The organism is Pseudomonas nitroreducens TX1, from assembly GCF_000313755.1.
Taxonomy (GTDB): Bacteria; Pseudomonadota; Gammaproteobacteria; order Pseudomonadales; family Pseudomonadaceae; genus Pseudomonas; species Pseudomonas nitroreducens_A.
This window is the reverse complement of sequence record NZ_AMZB01000123.1, coordinates 22,290-38,982: the sequence shown is the minus strand read 5'-3', so window position 1 is coordinate 38,982 and position 16,693 is coordinate 22,290. Positions and strand designations below refer to the sequence as shown.

Sequence of the window (16,693 nt, the reverse complement as noted above, 5' to 3'; positions counted from 1 at the left end):
CCTTCGTCAGCTATCAGCGGAACGCGCCGATCAGGGTGTCGAACAGCGAGCGGGCGACCTGGATGACCTGGGCCGAAGCGCTGTAGTACTGCTGGAACTGGATGAGGTTGGCAGCCTCTTCGTCGAGGTTCACTCCCGACAGCGAGTCGCGGTTGTCCTGGGCCTGCTTGAGCACGGTGGCGCTGGCGTCGGCGTTGTTGCGCACCTGCGCGGTCAGGGTGCCGATGCGTTCCACCAGGCCGCCGTAGGCGTCGTTGTAGGTGGAACCGGCGCTGCCGGTGCCGCCCACGGTGGCCTTGCTCTGCAGGCCGGAGAGCGCCAGGGCGTTGCTGTTGTCGGAGATGCCCTTGGTGTTCATGCCGAGGGTGAAGCTATCGCCGGCCTGGGGGGCGCCGCTCAGGGTGAATTCATAGCGGTAGCTGTTCCCGGTGCCCGGGTCGGTGTAGTCCAGGCGCACGGTGTTGGTCTGCCCGGAGGTCAGGCCGGTGGTCGAGGGCGACACGTAGCTCAGGGTCGCGCCCGCCGGCAGGGTGCCGGTGAGGCTGTTGGTCGTCGCATCGAAGCTCAGCTTCAGGCCATTGGCGCCAAACAGGTTCTGCAGGTCGGCGGTGTTGATCGGCGACGGGCCGCTGGTGAGCTTGGGCTGGCCGATGGCGCCGGTGCCTCGGTTGTTGGTGGTGGCCTCGCTGCGGGCGGTGCCGGCGAAAGCCAGCTGGTCGGCCTTGGTCAGCACGGTGCTGATGTCGGCAGCGCCGCGACGGGTCGGTTGCAGGGTGAAGCCATCGCCGGCCGGCGGCAGCGTCGGCAGGGTGACGGTGAAGCCCTGGTCCGCCCCGCTGCCGTCGGCGAGGCTCAAGGTGTAGGGCCCGGTGCCGCTGACCGTGACGTTGACCTGCGCGTTGTCGGAAAGCCGCCGCGCGGTGAAGTTGTTGCCGTCGTATTCCAGGCGGTAATCGCTGGCGCCCAGCTTGCTGGTGTCGGTGATCTGCAGTTGCGCATCCACCGTGCCGGTGTTGCTCGCCTGTGCCAGCACGCGCAGGCGCGCGATGCTCGGGTCGTTGATGTTGCCGAACAGGTTGCTGCCGGCGTTGCCGGAAAGGTCCAGGCCCTGGCCAAGCTGCTTGTTGACGGTGTCGGCGAAGGTCAGGGCGATCTGCCCCAGCTTGTTGTAGGAGGCATCCAGGGCGGTGTCGCGGTAGGCGATCAGGCCGCCCATCTGGCCACCGGAAACCTGCGAGGTGATGGTCTGGGTGGCGCTGCCGCTGACCAGCTGCACCTCGAAGCGGCTCGGGTCATTGGTGCCCGGCACCACCTGCAGGGACGAGGTCGTGGTGCCTACCACCAGCGGCTGGCCGGTGCCGATGAACAGGTTGACCGAGCTGTCGTCCTGCGGAACGGCCTGCACGCCGATCAGCTCGGAGAGCTTGCGGATGGTCTCCTCGCGGGCGTCCATCAGGTCGTTGGGCTGCCCGCCGGCGGCCTTGGCCTTGGCGATGGCGTCGTTGTAGCTGGCGACGCTGGAAGCCAGCGAGTTGACCTGGCTGGCCAGCGAGCCGAGCTGCTGGTTGATCAGGCTGTTCTGCTTGTCCAGCTGGTCGTAGAGGGTGTTGAACGACTTCGACAGCCCCTGTGCCTCGGCCAGCAGCGCCTCGCGGCCCTCGCTGGCGGAAGGGTTGGCGGCGGCGGTCTGCAGCGCGGCGAAGAACTTCTGCAGCGCCGGGCTGATGCCGGTAGTGGTGTCGGAGAGCAGCGAGTCGAGCTGTTCGATCTGGCCCTGGAAGGCACTCAGTTCATTGGACTGGCTGGTAGCCGTGCGCACCTGCGAGAACAGGAAGTCGCTGGCGAGCCGGCGCACGTCCACGACCTGGCTGCCCGAGCCGATGTAGCCGGCGCCGCTGTATTGCGGGATACCGGTCTGCTGCACCGATTGCTGGCGGGAATAGCCGGGCGTGTTGACGTTGGTGATGTTGTGGCCGGTCACCGTCAACGACGTCTGGCTGGAACGCAGGCCAGACAGGCCAATGGAAAGTAGATCGCTCATCGCTCTTGGTCCTTATCCCAGGGGCGGGGTGTCCGCCGCGGCGACCGCCTGGTAGACCTGCATCTGCCTGGCGATCTGCGACACCTTGCGGGCGTAATTGGGATCGGTGGCATAGCCGGCCTGCTGCAGTTCCTTCATGAACTGCTCGGGACGCTCGGTGGAGTCCAGGGCGTCCGCGTAGCGGTCGTTGTTCTGCAGGAAGCTCACGTAGTCGTTGAAGCTCTGCTCGAAGGAGTCGTAGGAGCGGAACGCCGCGACCTCCTTCACTTTCTTGCCGTTCTCGTATTCGCTGGTCAGCGCCCGCGCCGAGTCGCCGCCCCACTTGGAGCCGGCCTTGATGCCGAACAGGTTGTGACTGCTGGAGCCATCCTGTTCGCGAATGATGGACTTGCCCCAGCCGGTTTCCAGCGCGGCCTGAGCGACCAGGTAACGGGCGTCGACGCCGATGCGGGCGGCGGCTTTCTGGGCCATGGGCAGCATGGTGGCGACGAATTCGTCCGCCGAGGCGAAGGCCGACTTGGCCCTGGCTTGCAGCGTCGTCTGGGCGGAGCGGCGGCTGCCGGCGTCTTCCGCCGAAGCCGAGGCAGTGGCGCCGACGGCGGCCGCCGCGGCATCCACTTCCTGCACCGCATCGGCGAAGGATCTGGAGGTCGTCCAGTCGTTGCCGGCCAGCGGCTTGCCCTCTTCTGCGGACTTTGCCGCACCCGGCACGATGCCGGCCATGACGCGGTCAGCGAGCCTGCCCGGCAGCGCCAGGCGGCGGGCGTTGAGCAGCTTGGAGTCGTCGCGGCCCTGCTCGGGTTGCGGCAAGGCCTTGCCGCTGGCGTTCACACCGGTGGTCGAAGGCCAACTGGCGGTGCTGTTGAGCTTCGAATCGGCGCCGGCGACCTGGGCGAAGGGGTTGGCTGCGCCGCTGTGCCTGCCGCCGTTCATCTTCGACAGCTGCCGGGTCAGCACGTCCGACAGGCCGATGCCGCGGCCCTTGGTGGACAGGCTGACGGACAGCTGCTGGTCGTACATTTCCTGGTACTGCTTGGTGGTCGAGGTGTTCATGAAGTTGCCCTCGGCCAGCACGTCGTTGGCCGAACGCATGGACTTGAGCATCTCGTTCATGAACAGCGATTCGAACTCCTGGGCCACCTTGCGGATGTTGCCCTCGCTGTCGCGGCCGGCGCCGTTCTTGAGCTGGGCGAGGCGGTTGAGGTCGGTGTAGGCGCCGGAGTTGGTCCCGGAGGAGCCTGCCGAAAGCAGTTTGGCATCCACGTCGGCGTCCTCAGATCACGATCAGGTCGGCCTGCAGCGCGCCGGCCTGTTTCAGGGCTTCGAGGATCGCCATCAGGTCGCTGGGCGCGGCGCCCACCTGGTTAACGGCGCGGACGATTTCATCCAGCGTGGTGCCGGGGCCGAACTTGAACATCGGCTTGGCTTCCTGCTCGGCGTTCACCCGCGAACGCGGGACCACGGCGGTCTGGCCGTTGGAGAACGGGCCGGGCTGGCTGACGATCGGGTCTTCGGTGATGGTCACGGTCAGGCTGCCGTGGGTCACGGCGGCTGGCGACACGCGCACGTTCTGGCCGATCACGATGGTGCCGGTGCGCGAGTTGATGATGACCTTGGCCACGGCTTCGCCGGCCTGCACGTCGAGGTTTTCCAGCACCGACATGTAGTCCACGCGCTGGTTCGGATCCAGCGGCGCGCTGACGCGCACCGAGCCGCCATCCACGGCCTGGGCGACGCCCGGGCCGAGCAGCTCGTTGATGCGATCGACGATGTGCTTGGCGGTGGTGAAATCCGGGCGATTGAGGTTCAGGGTCAGCGTGTTGCCCTGGTCGAAGCCGCTCGGCACGGCGCGTTCGACGGTGGCGCCACCGGGGATACGACCCGCCGACGGTACGTTGACAGTGATCTTGGAGCCGTCGCGACCTTCGGCATCGAAGCCGCCGACCACCAGGTTGCCCTGGGCCACGGCGTAGGTCTGGCCGTCGATACCCTTGAGCTGGGTCATCAGCAGGCTGCCGCCGCGCAGGCTCTTGGCGTTGCCGATGGACGACACGGTGATGTCGATCACCTGGCCGGGCTTGGAGAACGGCGGCAGGTCGGCGTGGATCGAAACCGCCGCGACGTTCTTCAGCTGCACGTTGCCAACGTTGGCCGGCACCTTGATGCCGAACTGCGCCAGCATGTTGTTGAAGGTCTGCAGGGTGAAGGGTGTCTGCGTGGTCTGGTCGCCGGTGCCGTTGAGGCCGACGACCAGGCCGTAGCCGATCAGCTGGTTGTTGCGCACGCCCTGGATGGTGGCGATGTCCTTGAGCCGCTCAGCCTGCGCGAACGGAATCATCACCAACGCACACAACACCGCGAGAACGTAGGAGCGGACTTTGTCCGCGATCGCTACCAGCGTTTTTCCAGAGGCCATCATCGTCATCACCCTCAGAACGGGAACAGCGGGCTGAGGAAGAAGCGATCGAACCAGCCCGGCTGGCTCGCGTCGGCGAACGCACCGGTGCCCGAGTAGGTGATGCGCGCATCGGCCACCCGGTTGGAAGCGACGGTGTTGTCGGTGGCGATATCGTCGGCGCGGATCAGACCGGCAATGCGCACCAGTTCATTGCCCGTGTTCAGGGTCATCCACTTCTCGCCGCGCACGGCGAGGATGCCGTTGGGCATGACATCGGCCACGGTGACGGTGATCGAACCGGTCAGGCTGTTGCTCTGGCCGGCCTGGCTGTCGCCCTTGGCGTCGCGCGAGCCGCCGTATTCGGCGGAGAGGCTGAGGTCGCCGCCGCCGATGGGATTGTCGGTGGTCAGGCTGCTGCCGAGCATGCCGGTCAGGCCCATCTTGGTCTTGCTGTCCTTGGAGATGTCGGAGCTGGCCTTCTTGCTGGCCTGGGTCTTCTCGTTGAGGGTGATGGTGATGATGTCACCCACGCGGAAGGCCTTGCGGTCGCCGTAGAGATTGTTGTCGAAACCCGACTGGTAGATCGAACCGTTGTTCTGCGCAGCCGGCATCGGCGTGCGCGGCAGCACCGGCGCGTAATAGGGATCGTCCGGTTTGGGCGGCGGGCTCACGCACCCTGCCAACGCGGCGATGGCCAGCAGCGGAAGGAGGTGGGAACGGTTCATCTACAGCTACCTCTCGGGGAGAGCGACTACGGGATCAATGCCGCGAAGCCTGGGTGAATCAAAGGTTTTGCGTGACGAAGGAGAGCATCTGGTCAGCGGTCGAAATCACCTTGGAGTTCATCTCGTAGGCGCGCTGGGTGGTGATCATGTTCACCAGTTCCTCGACCACGTTGACGTTGGAGTTTTCCAGGGTGTTCTGCTGCACCGTGCCCAGGCCGTTCAGGCCCGGAGTGCCGACCTGCGGCGCGCCGCTGGAGCCGGTTTCCAGGAACAGGTTGTTGCCGATGGCCTGCAGGCCGGCCGGGTTGATGAAGTCGGCGGTCTGCAGGTTGCCGATGATCTGCGGCTGGGCGTTGCCGTTGGTGGTCACCGAGACGGTGCCGTCCTGGCCGACGGTGAAGGTCTGGGTCTCGTTCGGCACGACGATGGCCGGCTCCAGCGCATAACCGTTGGCGGTGACGATCTGCCCGTCGGAATTCAGGTGGAAGCTGCCGTCACGGGTATAGCCGACGGTACCGTCGGGCATCAGCACCTGGAAGAAGCCGCGGCCGTTCACCGCCATGTCCAGCGGCTGGTCGGTGGTCTGCAGGCTGCCTTCGGTGAAGTTCTTCTGCGTGCCGACGATGCGCACACCGGTACCCAGTTGCAGGCCCGAGGGCAGTTGGCTGTCCTGGGTGGAGTTGGCGCCGGGCTGACGCTTGATCTGGTACAGCAGGTCCTGGAACTCGGCGCGATCACGTTTGAAGCCGGTGGTCGAGACGTTGGCCAGGTTGTTGGAAATGGTGGTCAGGTTCATGTCCTGGGCGGACAGACCGGTCTTGCTGACCCAAAGTGCCGGAAGCATGTCGATCTCCTCGGACGCCGGATTCGTGGCGCCTCGAACGGTTAATCAGGTTTCTTGTCAGCTGAACTGCAAAACACGCGCCATGGCGGCCGAATCATCTTCGGCGGTGCGCATCATCTTTACGTGGAGCTCGAACTGGCGGGACAGCGAGAGAATCGAGGTCATCTCCTCGACAGCATTGACGTTGCTCGCCTCGAGGAAACCCGATTCGATCTTGGCGTTGGCGTCAGCCTGCACCGCCGGCTGGCCGGGCTGTTGCTTGATGCGCACCAGGCCATCGGCGCCCTTTTCCAACTGCTTGGGGTCCGGGGTAACCAGCTTGATGCGGTCCACCTCGGCGACCACGCTGGGGTTGTCGCCCAGGCCGCGGATGCTGATGGTGCCGTCTTCGCCGATGTCGATCTTTTCCTGCGGCGGCACGGCAATCGGCCCGCCATTGCCGATCACCGGCAAACCGTCGCCGGTGCGCAGCTGGCCAAGGGCGTCGATCTCCAGGCTGCCGGTGCGCACATAGGCTTCGCCACCATCGGGCGCCTGCACGGCGATCCAGGAGTCGCCCTTGGCGGCCACATCCAGGTCACGGCCGGTTTCCTGCAGGCTGCCGGCGGAGAAGTCGGTGGCCGGGCGTTCGCTCATGGCGTAGACCCGCGACGGGAAACTGTCGCCGAACACCTGCATCGAACGCGCCTGCTCGAAGTCACGGCGGAAGCCGTTGGTGGAGATGTTCGCCAGGTTGTTGGCGTGGGCGCGCATGGCCAGGGTGTTCTGGCTTGCGCCGCTCATGGAGACGTAAAGCATCTTGTCCATCGAATCCTCCAGACCCGCGTACGGGTTGTCTTGGAAGCAATAGAGCAAGTGCCGTGCCAGAGTCGCGAACAGAGCGCAAGACACTGATATATAAAGACTTATAAAAATAAAGAGCCCCTGAAGGGGCTCTTGGAAGCCGCTGACGGCGACGGTCTGCCGCCACCGGCAAGGGGAGATTTGCCGCCCGCGCCGTGATCCCGGCGCGGAGCTCGCCGCCCTCCTCCTCTTGCAGGAGGGCGGTGGCGATCAGCGCAGGTTGATGATGGTCTGCGTGACCGCGTCTTCGGTCTGGATGGTCTTGGCGTTGGCCTGGTAGTTGCGCTGGGCGACGATCAGGTCCACCAGTTCGTTGGACAGGTCCACGTTGGACGCCTCCAGCGAACCCGATTGCAGGGCGCCGAGGGTGCCCGAGCGCGGCGTGCCGACTACCGGCTCGCCGGACTCGGAGGACTGTACCCAGGAAGTCTTGCCGATCGGCGTCAGGCCCTGGACGTTGGCGAAGTTCGCCAGCACCACCTGGCCCTGCACCTTGGACTGGCCGTTGGTGTAGCGAGCGAAGATGTTGCCCTCGTCGTCGATTTCCAGGCCCGACAGCTGGCCAGTGGTGTAGCCGTCCTGGTTGACGCTGTTCACTGCAAAGGCGGTGGCGTACTGGGTCGACTTGCGGATGTCCAGGGTGATGCCGCCGGCGTTGGGGGTGGCACCGTTGGCGCTCCAGGTGGCCGGCGTCTTGCCATCGGAGATGGCCGGGACCCAGTCGCCCATCACCAGGGTGCCGTCGGTGGGGTTGACCGTGAAGGCATCACCGGTGCCGTTGTTCACCGGGGTCTGGGTGAGCAGTTGGCCCGCCGGGCTGAAGGTCAGGTTGACTTGGTACGGGCTGGTGCCCATGCCGTTGACGGCGGCCAGCACGCTGGCCGGGGTCGCGCCAGTGGCAGCGGCAGCCGCGTTGGCAGCGGCAATCGCCGCCGGGGTCGCGCCAGAACCGGCAACGGCAGCGGCAACGCTGGCCGGGGTCGCGCCGGTCGCTGCGGCAGCAGTGGTGGCCGCGGTGATGGCGGTGGTGTCGTCGGTCGGGTTGGCCGGGTTGCGGCCGTCCACCAGCACGTTCATGGTCCAGGTGTTCGCGCCGGTCTTGGTGAAGTATTGGGTCATGACATGGGAGTTACCCTGGCTGTCATAGATGTTCACCGAGGTTGACGAGTTGTAGCTGGCCGGGTCGCTGGAGTTGAACGGGGGCACCGTCGGCACGGTGTTGGTGGAGTTCAGGTTGAAGGTCTGGCTGACCTGGGTGGTCGCCTTGGGCGCCTGGTTCGAGGTCTCGATGCGCAGGTCGCCGACCACGCCGCTCTGCAGCTGCCCCTGGGCGTTCACCGGGTAGCCCTGCAGGCGGTAGCCGTTGTTGTCCACCACGTAGCCATTCTTGTCGGTGCCGAAGTAGCCGGCGCGGGTGTAGCTCACCGCCCCGTTGTTGCTGGTGACGAAGAAGCCGTTGCCGTTGATGGCCATGTCCAGGGCGTTCTGCGTCGAATCGATGGTGCCCTGGTTGAACAACTGCGAGACGTTGGACAGCAGCACGCCGCTGCCCACCGGGTTGCTGCCGCTGCCCAGTACGGAGGCCGCGTAGACGTCGGAGAATTCCGCGCGGGACTGCTTGAAGCCCACGGTGCTGGCGTTGGCGATGTTGTTGCCGGTGGTGTTGAGGTCACTGGAAGCGGCCTTGATACCACTGAGCCCGATATTGAATGACATGCTTAGCTCCTGGTCGGTATCGCCGACTTACTGGCCAATGATCTGGACTTTGGACAGGCCGATGCTGCCCAGTCCGGCGAGGTTGAGGGTCAGCTCGCCGCCGTTCTGCCCCAGCGTCACGCTGTCCACGTTGGCCGGCAGGAAGGTGGTCAGGCCGTAGGTCTTGCCCTCGTAGTTGGTCTGCGCTTCGAACTTGTAGCGGCCGGGCGGCGCGAGCTTGCCGCTGGAGTCCTTGCCGTCCCACATGAAGCTGACGTTGCCGGCGGTCTGCTGGCCCATCTCCACGCGGTTCACCAGGGTGCCGCTGTCGTCGTAGATGTTGACCCAGCTGTTGGCCGTGGACACCGGCAGGGTGTAGGTGCCCTTGAAGGTCTCGGCGGTATCCACCATCGATTTCTCGGTCGGAACTATCACCTTGCGGCCGACCAGCGACGAGGCCTGCAGCGCCTGTGACGACTGGTAGTTGGAAAGGACGCTGTCCATGCTGGTGTTCAGCGACTGGATGCCCTCCACGGTGCTGAACTGCGCCAGTTGGGCGATGAACTCGCCGTTCTCCTGGGGCGACATCGGGTCCTGGTTGTTCATCTGCGCCACCAGCAGCTTGAGGAACTCGTCCTTGCCAAGATTGCTCTTGCCGGCGGTCGCGGTGCCGCCACTGTCCTTGTTGATCGCATACTGGTCCAGAACCGAGCTGGAGCCGTTGATGCCACTGTTATCGATGCTCATCGTGCTCTTTCCTCAGCTTACTGACCCAGGGTCAGGACCTTCTGCATCATCTGCTTGGCGGTGTTCATCATTTCCGCGTTGGTCTGGAACGAGCGGCTGGCGGAGATCATGTCGGCCATCTCCTCCACCACGTTGACGTTCGGGTAATAGACGTAGCCGTCCTTGTCGGCGGCCGGGTGGTTCGGCTCGTAGCGCGGCACCAGCGAGCTCTTGTCTTCCACCACACCCAGGACCTGCACGCCGGAGCCGGCCTGGTCGGTCTCGCCGAACAGCGAACCCTGGTCACCGCCGCCCTGGGCCTGCTGGAACATGGTGGCGAACACCGGATGGCGCGCGCGGTAGGTCTGGTCGACGCTGGAGGACACGGTCTCGGCGTTGGCGATGTTCGAGGCGGTGGTGTTCAGACGGGTAGTCTGGGCACTCATGCCGGTACCGGCGATGTTGAAGACACTGGCGAGCGACATGGCGATTACTCCCCGCGCAGGGCGTTCATCAGCCCTTTGAACTTGCTGTTGAGAAAGGTGAACGAGGCCTGGAACTGCACGGAGTTTTCCGCGTAGTTGGACTGTTCGATCTGTTCATCGACGGTGTTCTGGTCGATCGACGGCTGGGTCGGATTGCGGTACTTGAGCGACTCGTCGCCAATGCCGAAACCGTCCGCGGCAATGTGATGCGCGTTGGTCAGGGTGGCGCTGAAGGTGCCGTTCTTCATCTTGTCCGACTGGGCCGCCAGCACCGAGGCGAAATCCAGGTCGCGCGCCTTGTAGTTGGGCGTGTCGGCGTTGGCCAGGTTGTTGGCCAGGACTTCAGCGCGCTGGGAGCGGAAGCTCAGTGCTTGCTGGTGGATGCCGAGGGCTTTGTCGAAGCTGATGCTCATGGTCACGAACCTGTTTGCCGGTGTGGGCTTGCGAACACTTCAGCAAGGTGCGTGCCATATTTTCATTTCCTTGTTAATCAAGGACTTGCGAGGACTTCCGACACGGCAAGGAGCGGCAAACAGCGGCAAAGCGGCAAGCGCTTTCCTTGCCGCTCCAGGCAAGACGGCAAGCTTGCCGCGCTTGCCTGGAGCTTATTTGCAGGAGCGAGCTTGCTCGCGAACCTGGCCACTCGACGGACTTCGTTCGCGAGCAAGCTCGCTCCTGCAGAAAGAACATGCGAAGCGGTTACACGGAATATTGCGGACGGAACCCGCCTCTAGGCAGCGGAAGCATACGAGGAAGCAACCGGCTTTCTTCCGGTAACTCGGTGCCCACTCCTTCCCTCCCCCCACCCCTGGCTGCGCGCCCCGCTCCAAAGGGAGAGGGCTAGAGCACGCCAGAGCGCAAGCGTATCTCGCAGGTGCCGACGCCGCCGGCAATCGAATGGTCGGCAATCGAATGAATGCGAATGCGAAAGCAAGAACCCCGCCCGAACAGGCGGGGCATCGGCCATCACTTGGCCTTGTAGATGATCCCCGGGCTGCACTGGACCATCTGGTAGTGGTCAGGCAGCGCGTTGAGCGCTTCGGAGGCGCCAAGGAACAGGTAGCCGCCCGGCTTGAGCGTGGCATGAATGCGCAGGAGGATGTCGCGCTTCACCTCGGCCGAGAAATAGATCAGCACGTTGCGGCAGAACACCATGTCGAACTTGCCCAGTGTGGCGTAGCTGTCCAGCAGGTTCAGCGCGCGGAACTCCACGCGGCTCTTGATCGCCGGCTTCACCGTCCAGCGCCCCGGGGTCTTCTGGTCGAAGTAGCGGGCCAGGCGCTCCTGCGACAGGCCACGGCCAATCGCCAGGCTGTCGTACTCGCCGGCCTTGCAGGCGGTGAGCATCGAGCCGGAGAGGTCGGTGGCGACAATCTGCACGCCCGCCTTCAGCTGACCGAGGTTGGTGCGCTCGAATTCGTCGATGGCCATGGACAGCGAATACGGCTCCTGCCCCGAGGAACAGGCCGCCGACCAGATGCGCAGACGCTGGCCGGGCGATGCCTTGATCATTTCCGGCAGCACGCGGTTCTTCAGCACCTCGAAGGGATAGGTATCGCGAAACCACAGGGTCTCGTTGGTGGTCATCGCGTCGACCACCTGCTCGCGCAGCTGGCTGCGAACCTGGATTTTCTGCACCAGCTCGCCCAGCGACTTGATGCCCTGCTGCTCCATCAACTTGTTCAAGCGGCTGGAGACCAGGTACTGCTTGTTGGCGCCCAGGAGGATGCCGCAGGTCTTCTCCAGGAAATCCCGGAACAGCTCGAATTCAGAATTGGTGGATGTCACAGATACGCCTCTTTACTCGTGGACAGCTGTTGCCTGCTAGGACGGCAGCCGCCTGACCGGTGTTCCAAAAAACATAGACGATACGGGCGGCACCGGCGCCACCCGCGTCTTTACATGCCGTATCAGGCCGTTGCGCCATCCACTGCCTTGATCCGTTCCGACACGCGGGCGGCCAGGTCATCGGGACGGAACTTGGCCAGGAAGTCGTCAGCACCGACCTTCTTCACCATGGCCTGGTTGAACACCCCGGATAGCGAAGTATGCAGGAGAATGTGCAGATCCTGCATGCGCGGGTCGTGACGGATTTCCGCCGTGAGCGTGTAGCCGTCCATTTCCGGCATCTCGATATCCGAGATCACCATCAGCAGATCGCTGCCCGGATGCCCGCCGGCTTCCACCATCTGGTTCAGGTAATCCAGCGCCTGGCGGCCATCGTTGAGCGCCAGCACTTCCACGCCGACAGTCTCCAGGCAACGCACCAGCTGCTTGCGCGCCACCGACGAGTCGTCCACCACCAGCACGCGCTTGCTTACCGCGCGGGCCTGGGTTTCGGCGTCCAGCACGCCTTCGGAGATGTCCTCCGAAGTCGGTGCCACCTCGGCGAGGATCTTCTCCACGTCGATGATTTCCACCAGCTGGTTGTCCACCCGCGTCACCGCCGTCAGGTAGTGATCGCGACCGGTGCCCTTGGGTGGCGGATGGATCGACTCCCAGTTCATGTTGACGATGCGCTCCACCGAGTGCACCAGGAAGCCCTGCACCTTGGTGTTGTACTCGGTGATGATCACGAAACTGTTGGCGATGTCGCGCAGGGCGTGACGCCCCGTGGCCAGCGCCAGGTCGAGGATCGGAATGGTACCGCCGCGGATGTTCGCCACCCCGCGCACCACCTGGCTGGATTTGGGCATCACGGTCAGGCGGGGGCATTGCAGCACCTCCTTCACCTTGAACACGTTGATCCCGTACAGCTGGCTGCCGTTCAAGCGGAACAGCAGCAGTTCGAGACGATTCTGGCCAACCAGCTGCGTACGCTGGTTGACCGAATCCATGACTCCGGCCATTGAGCCTCCTGTGCACGCAACGCCGCCCGACTCGCGAAGACGGCATGACCATTGCTTGGATCGTTGCATGAAACAAGCAACGACATTTTTCCGACGTCTGCCAAGCGCGCCCACCCGGGTGGCGGCCCTGTTCGGCATGACGGGTGCGCTGACCTTCTCCCCGGCTGGGGCGCAAGGCTTCACCGCGCCTGAAATCCTTATCGGCTCCACCCAGGGCTTTCTTGAGTTCAAGGTGGAAGATTATCTGCAGACTTCCGGCATAGACGCGCGCTACGACATCCAAGTCGCGCGCATCGACCCCCGCCTGCGCCTGGCGCAATGCGACAAGGACCTGACGCAAGCGCTGGAAAGCCCGGCGCAGCCCGTTGGTCGGGTCACCGTGCGGGTTCGCTGCGACGGTTCCTCGCCCTGGACGGTCTTCGTGCCGGCCACGGTCAGGCTGTTCCGTCAGGTTGTCGTCACCACCCAGCCGCTCAAGCGCGACCACGTGATCGAGGCCGCCGACATCAGTGTCGTCGAGCGCGACGTCGGTCCCCTGACCCAGGGCTACCTGACCGACCCCGAACGGGCCCTGGGACAGAAGCTCAAGCGCGCCACAGTGAACGATCAGGTACTGGCACCGGTCTTTCTCGAACAGGCTGCCGCGATTCGCAAGGGCGAGCAGGTGGTCATCCGCGCGCGCACCAGCGCCATCAACGTGCTGATGCCCGGCGAGGCCCTGTCCGACGGCGTGCCCGGCGAGCAGATCCGCGTGCGCAACCTGCGCTCGCAGCGTATCGTCAAGGCGCGGGTGATCGAGCCGGGGACCGTCGAAGTCACCCTGTAGCTCTGCGGTTTACGGCCATTTCTGGCATGATGACGGCAGCAGTCAGCAAAATGTGTAAGGGCGCACAAAAATTCGGCCTAAAGTTTTTCTGCAGACGGCCGAAAAGCTTGGCAAGCGTCCAATACCTCCAGAGGTTTCCACCATGGTTATCGACTTCAACCGGCTGAACCCGGCCACTACGCCAGCCACCGCTGGTCGTAGCGGTGCCGCCCAGAGCGGTCGCAGCGAAGCCGCCGCCGAGCCCACCATCAACGCCCCGGCCAAGAGCGGCGAACCTGTACAGCTCAGCGACACCGCGCAACAGCTGCAGAAAGTGAGCGATCAACTGAAGGACCAGCCCGTGGTCGACAATGAGAAAGTGGCTCGCATCAAGGCGGCCATCGCTGACGGCAGCTATCAGGTCGACAGCCAGCGGGTAGCCGGCAAGCTGCTCGACTTCGAATCCCAGCGCTGAGCCCGCTCGCGCTGGACCACCCTCGTAGACTGCCGAGCCCAAGATGTCTGACGCCCTGCTTTCCCTGATCAATGGCGACATCGAAGCAGCCACCGCGCTGCTGCAGCTGATCGACGACGAGTTCCAGGCGCTGCAGGTGCGCGACCTGGGCCAGCTGCAGAAGCTGCTCGATCGCAAGCTGCCGCTGCTCCAGCAGCTCGAGCGCAATGGTCGCGAACGCAGCCTGGCGCTCCAGCAGGCCGGCGTGAGTGTCGACCGCGAGGGTCTCGCCCAGCTCGCCCAGGCCAGTGGCAACGGCGAACTGCTGGCGCGCGGCGATGAACTCGCCGCCCTCCTCGATCAATGCCAGGAAGCCAACCAGCGCAACGGCAAGATCATCCGCGCCGGCCAGGCTAGCACGGGCCGCCTGCTCGACATCCTGCGGGGCCAGGACACGCCCAATCTCTACGACCGCCGTGGCGGCGCTACCCAGAGCAGCCGCCAGCGCCCGCTCAGCCAGGCCTGATCGCCGCTGCGACGCCACTCCGATTGTAGAGAGACGGCGCTGGTCTGCCCGCCCGCCCTAGGGCAAAATGCCATTACTCGCCCTGCCCTGTGCAACACTCATAACAAACACAATGGAGACCCGCGGACCGTGTCCAATCTGTTCGCCGAGGAAAATGGCCCCCAACCGCCGAAAGTGCTGAAAGCTCCGGTGGAGATCCATGCCAGCCTGAAAACGCTGATGGACAGTCACGATCCTCTGGTCGTCACCTTCGAAGGGCGCAGCCAGCGCTTCCAGAGTTTTGTCGTCGAGATCAACCGCGAGCGCAACATCGTCGCCCTGGACGAGCTGATCCCCAACGACGGCGAACGCTTCCTGCAGAACGGCGAGCAGTTCCGTATCGAGGCCTTCCATGAAGGCGTGCGCATCGCCTGGGAAAACACCCAGAACGCCTTCTTCGCCGAGATCGACGGCGCTCGCTGCTACTGGCTGCCGGTACCGGCCGAGATGCTCTATCACCAGCGCCGCAACGCCTTCCGCGCCCCGGTTGGCCAAGGCCAGCCCGTGCCGGTGGAGATTGGCGGCAGCAAGCTGAAGGCGCCGCTCAAGGGCACCCTCATCGACATTTCCGCCACCGGCTGCAAGATCCGCATCGAAGGCAATGCCGCCGAGCGCCTGCAGCCCGGCCAGGTCTACGAGGAATTCACCGCGCGACTGCCCTTCGGCGCGCTGACCATGGAAGTCGAACTGCGCCACGTACACTTCGAGGACAAGGTCGGCTACAGCTTCGCCGGCATGCGCTTCCACCAGATGAGCGGGCTGGCGCAGCGCAACATCGAGCGCTTTGTCTACCAGCTGCAACGCGAAGCCCGGCGCTTCGAGAAGGACGAGCTGTTCTAGTTCGCCCGGGGCGGCAAGCATTTGCCGCCCTCCCCAGCCGCCTCATGCGGGCCGGCTTTCTTCCTCGGCTTCTGCTTCCACTTCCGGCTCGGCTGCCGGGGCGCTGTTGTCGTTGCCTGTCATCTGTTCCTTCACGGCCGCTTCATCGACCCGCGGGTCGAGGGCGGCGGACAGCGGCGAGGACGCCAGGCTGTCCGGCGTGGCGACATGCTTGACCGGCGCCTCGTCGACCCGGTGCACGCCGCTGACCTTCTCCGGCTGCACGCGCCAGATGAGGATCAGCGAGCAGACGCAGACGAAGGCGTAGAGCATGTTGCTGCCAAACAGTTTCATCAGCGCGCCGGCCGCCAGCGGGCCGATGCAGGCGCCGACGCCGAAGGTCACCAGCAGCATCGCCGTCAGGGAAACGCGGCGCTCACCCTCGACGTGGTCGTTGGAGAAGGCCACCGCCAACGGATACAGGGTGAACTGCACCAGGCAGACGACGAAGCCCATCGGCAACAGCCACGCCAATGAAATCGGCGGCACCGGCAGCAACGGCAGCGCCGCCAGCGGCAGGGCCACCACCAGCAGCAGGATAGCGGCGTTGCGGATCAGCACGGCGCGGTCGATGCGGTCCGACAGCCAGCCCAACGGCCACTGCACCAGCAGGCCTGCAAAGATGCAGCCACCCATGAACAGGCCGATCTCCTCGGTGCCCAGGCCCTGGTCCACCGCATAGAGCGGCGCCAGGCCGTAGAACGAGCCCACCACCAACCCCGACACCAGCACCGTGGTCAGCGATTGCGGCACCCGCTGGATGAAGAAACGCGGCTCAAGCGGAGCCGGACGCAGCGGCGCGGGATGGACCTTGTGGGTGATAGCCACCGGGATCAGCGACAGCGCAAAGCACAGTGCGATCAGCATCGGCAGCTCAGGACCGAGCCCCGGATGCACCACCAGCACCAGTTGGCCAAGCACCAGCCCCAGGTACGAAGCGACCATGTAGCCGGCGAACACGACGCCGCGCTGGCGCGCCTCGGCCTGCTCGTTGAGCCAGCTCTCGATGACCATGTACTGGCACATCATCCCCAGGCCGATGGCGACCCGCAGCACCAGCCAGAAGCCCAGCCAGGGCAACAGGCCGATGCCAAGCACCGCAGCGGTCACCAACCCGCCACAAGCGACGTAGGCACGGATGTGGCCGACGCGGGCGATCAGCCGGTGGCCGATCTTGCCGCCCAGCACCAGGCCGAGGTAATAGGCAGCCATCATGGCGCCGATCCACAGCCCGTCGACCTTCTCCGCGCCCAGGCGCAGCGCGAGGTAGGTACTGAGCAGACCGGAACCGGTCAGGAGCATGACGGCGGCGAAGTACAGAGCGCGGAAGGCAGTGACGATCCGAAGCATTGGACCTCCTGGTCCAGGACAACCCCGGCACGAC

The 16,693-nt window shown here is 64.8% G+C and carries 17 protein-coding genes; 4 read left to right on the top strand and 13 right to left on the bottom strand.

The window, feature by feature from the left end; all coding sequences use genetic code 11:
- Positions 1-13 precede the first annotated feature (13 nt).
- The 12 genes from flgK to C167_RS0120870 form a co-directional block, all read right to left on the bottom strand.
- The gene (gene flgK, locus C167_RS0120925) at positions 14-2,041 is read right to left on the bottom strand and encodes a flagellar hook-associated protein FlgK (protein WP_017520260.1); all 2,028 of its coding nucleotides are present in this window, start codon (positions 2,039-2,041) and stop codon (positions 14-16) included.
- Positions 2,042-2,053: 12 nt separating this feature from the next.
- Positions 2,054-3,304 (bottom strand): flagellar assembly peptidoglycan hydrolase FlgJ, encoded by a 1,251-nt coding sequence (gene flgJ, locus C167_RS0120920; protein ID WP_017520259.1) that lies wholly within the window; start codon positions 3,302-3,304, stop codon positions 2,054-2,056.
- A gap of 10 nt (positions 3,305-3,314) precedes the next feature.
- Entirely contained in the window at positions 3,315-4,379 is a 1,065-nt protein-coding gene (locus tag C167_RS0120915; RefSeq protein WP_416774203.1) for a flagellar basal body P-ring protein FlgI, read from the bottom strand.
- Positions 4,380-4,471: 92 nt separating this feature from the next.
- Positions 4,472-5,164, bottom strand: coding sequence for a flagellar basal body L-ring protein FlgH (flgH, locus tag C167_RS0120910; protein ID WP_017520257.1), 693 nt, complete (start codon positions 5,162-5,164; stop codon positions 4,472-4,474).
- Positions 5,165-5,222: 58 nt separating this feature from the next.
- On the bottom strand, positions 5,223-6,008 hold the full coding sequence (flgG, locus tag C167_RS0120905) for a flagellar basal-body rod protein FlgG (RefSeq protein WP_017520256.1): 786 nt from the start codon (positions 6,006-6,008) through the stop codon (positions 5,223-5,225).
- Positions 6,009-6,065: 57 nt separating this feature from the next.
- Positions 6,066-6,815: a flagellar basal-body rod protein FlgF gene (flgF, locus tag C167_RS0120900; protein ID WP_017520255.1), complete on the bottom strand. Its 750-nt coding sequence runs from the start codon at positions 6,813-6,815 to the stop codon at positions 6,066-6,068.
- 246 nt (positions 6,816-7,061) lie between these two features.
- Entirely contained in the window at positions 7,062-8,567 is a 1,506-nt protein-coding gene (locus C167_RS0120895; protein WP_017520254.1) for a flagellar hook protein FlgE, read from the bottom strand.
- Between the two features lie 27 nt (positions 8,568-8,594).
- Positions 8,595-9,293: a flagellar hook assembly protein FlgD gene (flgD, locus tag C167_RS0120890; protein ID WP_017520253.1), complete on the bottom strand. Its 699-nt coding sequence runs from the start codon at positions 9,291-9,293 to the stop codon at positions 8,595-8,597.
- 17 nt (positions 9,294-9,310) lie between these two features.
- Positions 9,311-9,757, bottom strand: coding sequence for a flagellar basal body rod protein FlgC (flgC, locus tag C167_RS0120885; RefSeq protein WP_017520252.1), 447 nt, complete (start codon positions 9,755-9,757; stop codon positions 9,311-9,313).
- Between the two features lie 5 nt (positions 9,758-9,762).
- Positions 9,763-10,170 carry a flagellar basal body rod protein FlgB gene (flgB, locus tag C167_RS0120880; protein ID WP_017520251.1) on the bottom strand — a complete coding sequence of 136 codons (408 nt, stop codon included), beginning with the start codon at positions 10,168-10,170 and terminating at the stop codon, positions 9,763-9,765.
- A 553-nt stretch (positions 10,171-10,723) separates the two neighbouring features.
- The gene (gene cheR / locus C167_RS0120875; RefSeq protein ID WP_017520250.1) at positions 10,724-11,545 is read right to left on the bottom strand and encodes a protein-glutamate O-methyltransferase CheR; all 822 of its coding nucleotides are present in this window, start codon (positions 11,543-11,545) and stop codon (positions 10,724-10,726) included.
- Positions 11,546-11,667: 122 nt separating this feature from the next.
- The gene (locus C167_RS0120870) at positions 11,668-12,606 is read right to left on the bottom strand and encodes a chemotaxis protein CheV (RefSeq protein WP_017520249.1); all 939 of its coding nucleotides are present in this window, start codon (positions 12,604-12,606) and stop codon (positions 11,668-11,670) included.
- A 136-nt stretch (positions 12,607-12,742) separates the two neighbouring features.
- Between C167_RS0120870 and flgA the strand changes: the two genes are divergently transcribed.
- The 4 genes from flgA to C167_RS0120850 all read left to right on the top strand — a co-directional run bounded on the left by flgA (position 12,743) and on the right by C167_RS0120850 (position 15,270).
- Positions 12,743-13,432 carry a flagellar basal body P-ring formation chaperone FlgA gene (flgA, locus tag C167_RS0120865; RefSeq protein WP_026079179.1) on the top strand — a complete coding sequence of 230 codons (690 nt, stop codon included), beginning with the start codon at positions 12,743-12,745 and terminating at the stop codon, positions 13,430-13,432.
- A 142-nt stretch (positions 13,433-13,574) separates the two neighbouring features.
- The gene (gene flgM, locus C167_RS0120860) at positions 13,575-13,886 is read left to right on the top strand and encodes a flagellar biosynthesis anti-sigma factor FlgM (RefSeq protein WP_017520247.1); all 312 of its coding nucleotides are present in this window, start codon (positions 13,575-13,577) and stop codon (positions 13,884-13,886) included.
- 43 nt (positions 13,887-13,929) lie between these two features.
- Positions 13,930-14,391 carry a flagella synthesis protein FlgN gene (locus C167_RS0120855; protein WP_017520246.1) on the top strand — a complete coding sequence of 154 codons (462 nt, stop codon included), beginning with the start codon at positions 13,930-13,932 and terminating at the stop codon, positions 14,389-14,391.
- Positions 14,392-14,520: 129 nt separating this feature from the next.
- Positions 14,521-15,270 (top strand): flagellar brake protein, encoded by a 750-nt coding sequence (locus C167_RS0120850; RefSeq protein ID WP_017520245.1) that lies wholly within the window; start codon positions 14,521-14,523, stop codon positions 15,268-15,270.
- Positions 15,271-15,312: 42 nt separating this feature from the next.
- On the opposite strand, the gene C167_RS0120845 is transcribed toward C167_RS0120850, so the two are convergent.
- On the bottom strand, positions 15,313-16,659 hold the full coding sequence (locus tag C167_RS0120845; protein WP_017520244.1) for an MFS transporter: 1,347 nt from the start codon (positions 16,657-16,659) through the stop codon (positions 15,313-15,315).
- Between the last annotated feature and the right edge of the window lie 34 nt (positions 16,660-16,693).

Coding starts and splice junctions, on each gene's coding strand:
- flgK (WP_017520260.1), bottom strand. CDS start 2,041: ATGAGCGATCTACTTTCCATTGGCCTGTCTGGCCTGCGTTCCAGCCAG.
- C167_RS0120915 (WP_416774203.1), bottom strand. CDS start 4,379: ATGATTCCGTTCGCGCAGGCTGAGCGGCTCAAGGACATCGCCACCATC.
- flgH (WP_017520257.1), bottom strand. CDS start 5,164: ATGAACCGTTCCCACCTCCTTCCGCTGCTGGCCATCGCCGCGTTGGCA.
- flgG (WP_017520256.1), bottom strand. CDS start 6,008: ATGCTTCCGGCACTTTGGGTCAGCAAGACCGGTCTGTCCGCCCAGGAC.
- flgF (WP_017520255.1), bottom strand. CDS start 6,815: ATGGACAAGATGCTTTACGTCTCCATGAGCGGCGCAAGCCAGAACACC.
- C167_RS0120895 (WP_017520254.1), bottom strand. CDS start 8,567: ATGTCATTCAATATCGGGCTCAGTGGTATCAAGGCCGCTTCCAGTGAC.
- flgD (WP_017520253.1), bottom strand. CDS start 9,293: ATGAGCATCGATAACAGTGGCATCAACGGCTCCAGCTCGGTTCTGGAC.
- flgC (WP_017520252.1), bottom strand. CDS start 9,757: ATGTCGCTCGCCAGTGTCTTCAACATCGCCGGTACCGGCATGAGTGCC.
- flgB (WP_017520251.1), bottom strand. CDS start 10,170: ATGAGCATCAGCTTCGACAAAGCCCTCGGCATCCACCAGCAAGCACTG.
- C167_RS0120870 (WP_017520249.1), bottom strand. CDS start 12,606: ATGGCCGGAGTCATGGATTCGGTCAACCAGCGTACGCAGCTGGTTGGC.
- flgA (WP_026079179.1), top strand. CDS start 12,743: ATGACGGGTGCGCTGACCTTCTCCCCGGCTGGGGCGCAAGGCTTCACC.
- flgM (WP_017520247.1), top strand. CDS start 13,575: ATGGTTATCGACTTCAACCGGCTGAACCCGGCCACTACGCCAGCCACC.
- C167_RS0120855 (WP_017520246.1), top strand. CDS start 13,930: ATGTCTGACGCCCTGCTTTCCCTGATCAATGGCGACATCGAAGCAGCC.
- C167_RS0120845 (WP_017520244.1), bottom strand. CDS start 16,659: ATGCTTCGGATCGTCACTGCCTTCCGCGCTCTGTACTTCGCCGCCGTC.